At 72.0% G+C, this 7,132-nt stretch carries 6 protein-coding genes; 2 read left to right on the top strand and 4 right to left on the bottom strand.

Annotated elements, in window-relative coordinates; translation table 11 throughout:
- The 3 genes from VF542_RS00335 to VF542_RS00345 all read right to left on the bottom strand — a co-directional run.
- Positions 1-468 (bottom strand): CoA transferase subunit A (locus VF542_RS00335; RefSeq protein ID WP_408649718.1); only part of this gene is annotated, 468 nt, incomplete at its 3' end.
- Between the two features lie 101 nt (positions 469-569).
- Positions 570-1,313 (bottom strand): TIGR03089 family protein, encoded by a 744-nt coding sequence (locus VF542_RS00340; RefSeq protein ID WP_408649719.1) that lies wholly within the window; start codon positions 1,311-1,313, stop codon positions 570-572.
- Between the two features lie 29 nt (positions 1,314-1,342).
- A complete protein-coding gene (locus VF542_RS00345; RefSeq protein WP_408649720.1) occupies positions 1,343-3,160 on the bottom strand; it encodes an LCP family protein in 1,818 nt (605 codons plus the stop codon).
- A 199-nt stretch (positions 3,161-3,359) separates the two neighbouring features.
- Between VF542_RS00345 and rfbD the strand changes: the two genes are divergently transcribed.
- Together rfbD and VF542_RS00355 are read left to right on the top strand one after the other, a co-directional pair.
- The gene (gene rfbD / locus VF542_RS00350; RefSeq protein ID WP_408649721.1) at positions 3,360-4,259 is read left to right on the top strand and encodes a dTDP-4-dehydrorhamnose reductase; all 900 of its coding nucleotides are present in this window, start codon (positions 3,360-3,362) and stop codon (positions 4,257-4,259) included.
- A 292-nt stretch (positions 4,260-4,551) separates the two neighbouring features.
- Positions 4,552-6,522: a SpoIID/LytB domain-containing protein gene (locus tag VF542_RS00355; RefSeq protein ID WP_408649722.1), complete on the top strand. Its 1,971-nt coding sequence runs from the start codon at positions 4,552-4,554 to the stop codon at positions 6,520-6,522.
- 16 nt (positions 6,523-6,538) lie between these two features.
- Here the strand turns inward: VF542_RS00355 and VF542_RS00360 are convergent.
- A partial coding sequence (locus VF542_RS00360; RefSeq protein ID WP_408649723.1) for an SDR family oxidoreductase occupies positions 6,539-7,132 on the bottom strand: 594 nt, incomplete at its 5' end.

Raw genomic sequence — 7,132 nt, forward strand, 5'->3', positions numbered from 1 at the left:
GCCGTTGAACTCGCGGACCTCCTTGGCCGGCGAGGCCAGCGCGATCGTGCCGTCCGGGTGATAGCGCCACGGCAGGCCGCCCTCGGCGATCATGGTGCCGACCCCGGCCGGGGTGTAGAACGCCGCGATCCCGGAGCCGCCGGCCCGCAGCCGCTCGGCCAGGGTGCCCTGCGGCGTCAGCTCGACCTCCAGCTCGCCGCTGAGGTACTGCCGGGCGAACTCGCGGTTCTCCCCGACATAGGAGCCGATGGTGCGCCGGATCCGCTTCGCGCCGAGCAGGATGCCCAGGCCCGCCTCGTCCAGCCCGCAGTTGTTGGACACCGTCTCCAGCGAGCCGCTGCCGAGTTCGAGCAGCGCCTGGATGAGGACGTGCGGGATGCCGCACACGCCGAAACCGCCGACCGCCAGCGACGCTCCCTCACCGATGTCAGCCACCGCCTCGGCGGCTGTTGCCACCACTTTGTCCACGCTTGACTCTCCAGCTGGCTCGATCGGCGTCCGGCCGGACAAGTCCCGTGAGCCGGACGAGGTAGTCAGCCGAACTCTAGCCAGCCTGCCCGACCACGGCATCAGTGGCTGACGGTGGCGTGCTCAGCCTCGCCCCGGGCGGTGCCCCTGGCCGGGTCCGGATTGCGCACCAGCACCACCGAGCCGCCGACCGCCAGCGGCGCGAGCAGGGACGCGATCCAGTCCTGCGGAGCGGTCCAGGCAGCGGTCCACATCAGCCGGCCGGCCGGGCCCAGCCCCAGCTCGCCGGCCGCCTGCCGGGCGGCCTCGCCCAGCTCGGCCCGCGAGCGCCCGGCCAAGGCGGCGTCGCCCGGTCCCGCCTGGGCCCGGACGGCCGCCCAGCTGTCGGGCATCGGACGCACGGAGCTGGCGTAGTCGGCCATCCCGGGTGGCGGTGTCGAGGGCCTGGCCATGCTCAGCAGCGACACCGCGAACGCCCCGTTCAGCCGGTCGGGGGTGATCAGGGCTGAGAGCGAGTCGGCGTCGCCGAAGGCGATGGTCGCTGTCGCGGGATCGGTCACCACCTCCAGGCCGGCGTACCAGCAGCCCAGCAGGATGGGGGCTGCCAGCCAGTGCACCGGCAGCCGGACGAAGGCCCGGTCGCCGACCGCGGCGCCCAGCTCGTCCACCAGCAGGAAATGGGTCTTGGCGACCCAGTTGGCCAGCGACTTCGCCGAGAGCTCGGCGCGCTCGCCGGTGGCGTCGTCGTAGAAGGTGACCAGCGGGCCACCGGGATCGGCGGCCAGCCGGGCGGCGAACAGTTGTTCCGGCCCGGTCGGCGGCAGCGGCATCGGGGGCAACGCCATCCTGGACTCAGCTTCCGCTATGCCGTGGGCTAGTTGATGCAGCCGGCATCGGCCGCGGTGGTCACGCCCGCCGTGGAGGAGGACGCCGAGGGCCTCGGTGCCGAGGACCCGGGCTTGGCCGAGCTGCCCGCGGTGCCTGCCGGCGTGGGCTTGGGCATCAGGCTCTTCACCTGGACGCGGTTCTCGCCGAGCACCAGGCTCACCCCGCTGACCGAGGTGGTGCGCTGCATCACCGCGCCGGGCACCTGCGCCTGCAGGGCCCTGGCCGCCGCCTCCTGGCCGGGGGCGTAACGGATCGTGGTCCTGGCCACCACGTCCGACGTCGCGGGCGGGATCTCGGTCTTGAAACCGGCCGCCTGCAGCGCCTTGGCGTTGGTCGTCTCCAGCCCGTTGGCGTTGGTGTCGTTGATGACCTGGACGGTGACCTCGCTCGGCACGGCGGGCTTCGCCTTCTGCAGGGCCGACCCGGAACTTCCGATCAGCTTGTCCACGAACTCGGGCATCGCCGCCGCGTCCACCACCACGGTGTTCTGGATCTGACCGCCGATCTCCTCATCGGCAAACCCCTGGGTCGGAATGGTGGTGAAGGTGAAGCTGCCGGCCTGCAGGTTCTGCATCTGCTGCGCGAGCTTGAGCGGCTCCAGGGTTTCATCCATCTGCAGCGAGGACGACACCGCCTTGAGCAGGTTCTGCAGCTTCAGCGGGTTCAGCAGGGTGCCGGCCGAGGACATCTTGCGGAACACCGCCGACAGGAAGTACTGCTGGCGCTTGATCCGGTCGAGGTCGCCGTTGCGCAGGCCGTAGCGCTGCCGGACGAAGGCCAGCGCCTGGGTGCCCTTGATGATCTGGTGGCCGGCCTTCAGGTCGATTCCGGACTTCACCTCCTTCTGCGCGGCATTGAGGCAGACGTCGATGCCGCCGATGGCGTTGGAGATGCGGTAGAAACCGAGCAGGTCGACCTGGACGAAATGGTCGATGCTCAGCCCGGTCAGGTTCTCGATGGTCTCGACCAGCAACCGTGCGCCCGCGGCCTTGTCACCGTGCGCGGCCTGGACGCCGATCGGGTAGGCGGCGTTCAGCTTGTTCTTGCCATGGCCGGGGATGCTCACGTAGGAGTCCCGCGGGAACGAGATCGCGGTGGCCCTGCTGCCGTCGGCCGGCAGGTGCAGCAGCATCATCGTGTCGGTGTTGTAGCTGCCGCCGTCGCGGTGGGTGCCCAGCTGGGCCAACTCGGCGTCGGTGGCGGTGTCGCGGTCGTCGTTGCCGACCAGCAGCAGGGTCTGGTCCTGCCCGTCGATGCCCCCGTTGGCTGCCTTGCCCTTGGCCGAGATGGCGTCGACCCGGGTGATGGCGGCGTGGAAGTTGCGATACGTCGCCCACGCCCAGCCGCTGCCCACCAGGACCAGCAGCGAGCAGATGGTCGCGATTATCCGCAGGCCCAGCGCCGCTCCGTGCTTCAGGTCAGACCTGGGTCGGCCGCCGGCCACGCGGGTGGCCGGTGCGCGCCCGGCCGGTGGCTGGCCGGAGCCGGCCGGCCTGCCTGCGGCCGCGTCCCGGGCACGGCTGCCCTGGCGGCCGCGCGGGTCCAGTTCGGGTGGCAGCTGGGCATCGGGGTCACCGGGCCGCGCGCCGCGCTGGTCGCCCGGCTGTCCGCTGGTCCGGTTGCCCAGCTGGTCGGGGTTCTGGTCGCCCCACCCGTCGGCGTTCTGGTTGCCCCACCCGTCGGTACTCGCGGCCGGCCGCGGGCGCGAGCGCTGCCGGCCGCGACGCGGGTCGAGTTCGGGTGGCAGCTCGCCGTCGGCCGGATTCGACCCGCCGGCTGGCGGGCGGTCATCGTTGGAGGGCATCGGCGAAGTCTATCGGGGCCAACTGTGTACGACGTCAGAAGCCACGACACGCCTCACGGCCCACGGCCGCACGCCACGCACCCCCGGCGACACCCGCCGGGTGTGCAAGCATGAACCGCATGCCCGCATTCGCCCAGCGCCGGCAGTCGCGCGGTCCGGCTCTGTCCGACACCCGGTCCCCGGCTCGTCCGGACAGCCGGTGAGCGGGCCGCAGCAGAGCCGCTGGCTGGTCACCGGCGCTCGTGGCCAGCTCGGCACCGACCTGTGCCGGGTACTGGCCGCGGCCGGCGTCCAGGGCGACCAGCTGCTGGCCCTGGGATCGGACCAGCTCGACATCACCAGCTCGGCGTCGGTGCAGGCCGTCTTCAGCGACTTCGAACCGGGGCTGGTGATCAACGCCGCGGCCTACACGGCCGTCGACCAGGCCGAGACCGAGGAGGAGCGCGCCTTCGCGGTGAACGCCGGCGGGCCGGCGCTGCTGGCCGCCGCCGCGGCGCGGACCGGCGCCCGGCTGCTGCAGGTGTCCACCGACTACGTCTTCGCCGGCGACGCCGGCCAGCCTTATCCGGTGGACGCGGCACCCGATCCGCGCTCGGCGTACGGGCGCACCAAGCTGGCCGGCGAGCAGGCGGTTCGTGAGCTGGCTCCCGAGCACGCTTACGTGGTGCGCACCGCCTGGGTCTACGGCGCCACCGGGTCCAACTTCGTCAAGACGATGGCCCGGCTGGAGCAGGCCCGCGACACCATCGAGGTGGTCGATGACCAGCGCGGCTCACCGACCTGGTCGGCCGACCTGGCCCGGGGGCTGGTGGCGCTGGCCGGCAGCACGGCCCGTCCGGGCGTCTATCACTGCACCGGATCGGGTGAGACCAGCTGGTTCGGCCTGGCCCGGGCGGTCTTCGAGGAGCTCGGCGCCGACCCCGGGCGGGTGCACCCGACCACCACCGAGAAGTTCCCGCGCCCGGCGCCGCGGCCGGCGTATTCGGTGCTGTCGGACCAGGCCTGGCGCGAGGCCGGCCTGACGCCGATGCCGCACTGGCGGGCGGCGCTGCGGCGCGCGTTCGCCGAGGACCGTGCGGCCTACCTGCCGGCCGGCTGAGGCCGCCGCTACTTATGTCCCTCCGAGTCCGAAGAGCGCTACCTCCGAGTCCGAAGAGCGCTACCTCCGAGTCGGAAGAGCGCGGCTTCCGAGTCCGAAGAGCGGCTGAACTGCCGCCGTTCCGGTGCTGCGCCGGACGGCCCGGCGGGGTTACAGTCCTCGGATCTCTCAGATCGCCTTGGCATCGGCCAATAGGTAACACCGTAGGGAAACACAGTTCCGGCGGTTTCGATCGCCCTTATCCGGACATTCCGGCCTAGCGCTCTCCCGGGTCGGCCCCGAGGTGACCCAGATGTTCAGCATTCGATCAGCCAGCCAGCCCGGTACCTCCCATGGCCCGCTCACCGGCACGTCCCACCGGCCGTCGCGCCGGACCGCTGCGATCGCCACCGTTGTCGGTGGCGCGCTGGCCTGCACCGCGCTGGCAGTGGTGTCACCGGCACCGGCTGCCGCCTCCTGGCCCGGCGGCAACGTCGGGATCACCGGTCACGGCTACGGCCACGGCCGGGGGATGGGCCAGTACGGCGCCTTCGGCTACGCCACCAACTACAGCTGGACGTATACCCAGATCCTGGCCCACTACTACGGCGGCACCACCCTGGCCACCCGCAGCCTGGGCACCCTGAGCGTCGACCTGACCGCCCTCGACGGCCAGAACCAGGTGGTCGTCACCTCCGGCAGCCCGTTCACCGCCGGCGGCGTGGCCATCCCGGCCGGCAGCGCGGCGCTGCTGCGTTACGTCTCGGCAGGCTCCTACCAGCTGTTCACCAGCACCGGCTGCGGCAAGCCGTGGTCGGCGGCCAAGCCGGTCACCACCGGCGCGATCCGGTCCTCGGTGACCCCTGGCTCGCTGGCGACCATGCTCAGCATCTGCTCGGGCACCTCCACCCGCACCTACCGCGGCTCGCTGTCGCTGGTCTACGGCGGCGGCATGACCAGGGTCGTCAACCTGGTCGGCATGGAGGACTACCTGCGCGGCGTGGTCCCGCGGGAGTCACCGGCGTCCTGGGGTGACGCCAGCGGCGGCAAGGGAATGGCCGCGCTGCAGTCGCAGGCGGTCGCCGCCCGGTCCTACGCGGCGGCCCAGAACCGCTACAGCTGGGCCAAGACCTGTGACTCGCAGACCTGCCAGGTCTACGGCGGGGTCGGGTTGGACGGCGTGGTCACCGAGGACTCCCGCACCAACACCGCGGTGGCCAGCACGGCGGGCAAGGTGATCACCAATTCCTCCGGGACGATCATGTCCGCGGAATTCAGCTCCTCGACCGGTGGCTGGACCGCGGGCGGCACCTTCCCGGCGGTGCAGGACCTCGGCGACACCGCCTCGCCCAACCACAACTGGAGCACCTCGATCCCGGCCAGCACCATCTCGCAGGCATTCGGGGTCGGCACCCTGCAGTCGGTCACCACGACCGGCAACCATCTCGGTGCCGACGGCGGCCGGGTGCTCTCGGCGCAGGTCAAGGGCAGTACCCGCACGGTGACCGTCACCGGCAACGAGTTCCGCACCGCGCTGGGGCTCAAGTCGGACTGGTTCGTGGTGGCCAAGCCGCTGACCGCGCCGACCCTGTACCTGACGAACTCGCTGGCCAGCCCGACCACCGACGTCGTGAGCGGCTTCGGCATCAAGGGGGACCAGCCGTTCGCCTGTGACTTCAACGGCGACGGCTCCGACACCGTCGGGGTGTTCCGCTCGAGCACCGCGACCTTCTACTACCGCGATTCCTTCGCCGCCGGCACGCCGGTGCACCAGGTGCGACTGGGCAATCCGGGTGATCGGCCGGTGTGCGGCAACTGGGACGGCATCGGCACCGACACGATCGGGGTCTACCGGAGCTCGAACTCGACGTTCTACCTGTTCAACACCAACACCCCCACCTCGACCAGCCCGGTGACCCGCGTGGTGCTCGGCGGAACGGGTGCGCTGCCGGTGTCAGGAGACTGGAACGGCAACAAGGCCGACACGCCGGGCGTGTACGTCCCGAGTACCGCGACGTTCTACCTGGTCAACAGCCTCGCGGCGGGCGCGCCGCAACTGCGCTACACCTTCGGCGCAGCCGGCAGCGTGCCGGTCGCCGGCGACTGGGACGGCAACGGCGCCGACAGCTACGGGGTGTACCAGGGCGCGCGGTTCGCGATGGCGAACACCCTGGGTGGCCCGGTGTCGTCCTACACCCGCTTCGGCGTCGTCGGGGACCGGCCGTTCGCCGGTGACTGGAACCACGACGGCAAGGACACGGTGGGAATCGGCCGCGATTACTGAGCGGGTCGGTGCGCTCTCAGCCTGCCTGCGGTTCGAGCCTGATCTCGGTCGGGCAGCCCCGCTCGGGGAAGGTCACCACGAACCGCACGGCCGCGGCGATGTCTGCCGGCTGCAACAGCCGCTCGGGACAGGCCTGGCCTTGCGGTGATCGCAGGCCCGCGCCGGCCGCGACCAGGCCGGGCGCGATCAGGCTGACCTTGACCCCGCGGTCGCGCACGTCCAGCCAGACTGCCCCGGCGAGCCCTGCCAGCCCGTGCTTGCTCGCCACGTACGCGGCGTTGTGCTGGAACGGCTGCCGGGACGCCGCCGAGCCGAGATAGATCAGCGAGCTGGGGGACCCGGCCAGCAAGCCGGGCAGCAGCAGCCGGGTGGCCGCCGCTGCCGCGGCGAGGTTGACGTCGAAGAGCTGGTCCCAGGTGTCCGGCTCGGCCACGTCGGCGTCGGCCCAGTCGAAGAGGCCGGCGGCCCACACCACCGCACCCAGCCGGGGCCCGGCCAGCGCCTGCTCGGCCGCCGCCCGCAGCGCCGCCCGATCGCTGACGTCGACGACGGCGCTGGTGGCCCGGCCACCGGCGGCGCGGATGGAGCCGACCGCGGCGTCCAGCCGGGG

Origin of the sequence: Jatrophihabitans sp., from assembly GCF_036389215.1 — a bacterium.
Taxonomy (GTDB): Bacteria; Actinomycetota; Actinomycetes; order Mycobacteriales; family Jatrophihabitantaceae; genus Jatrophihabitans_A.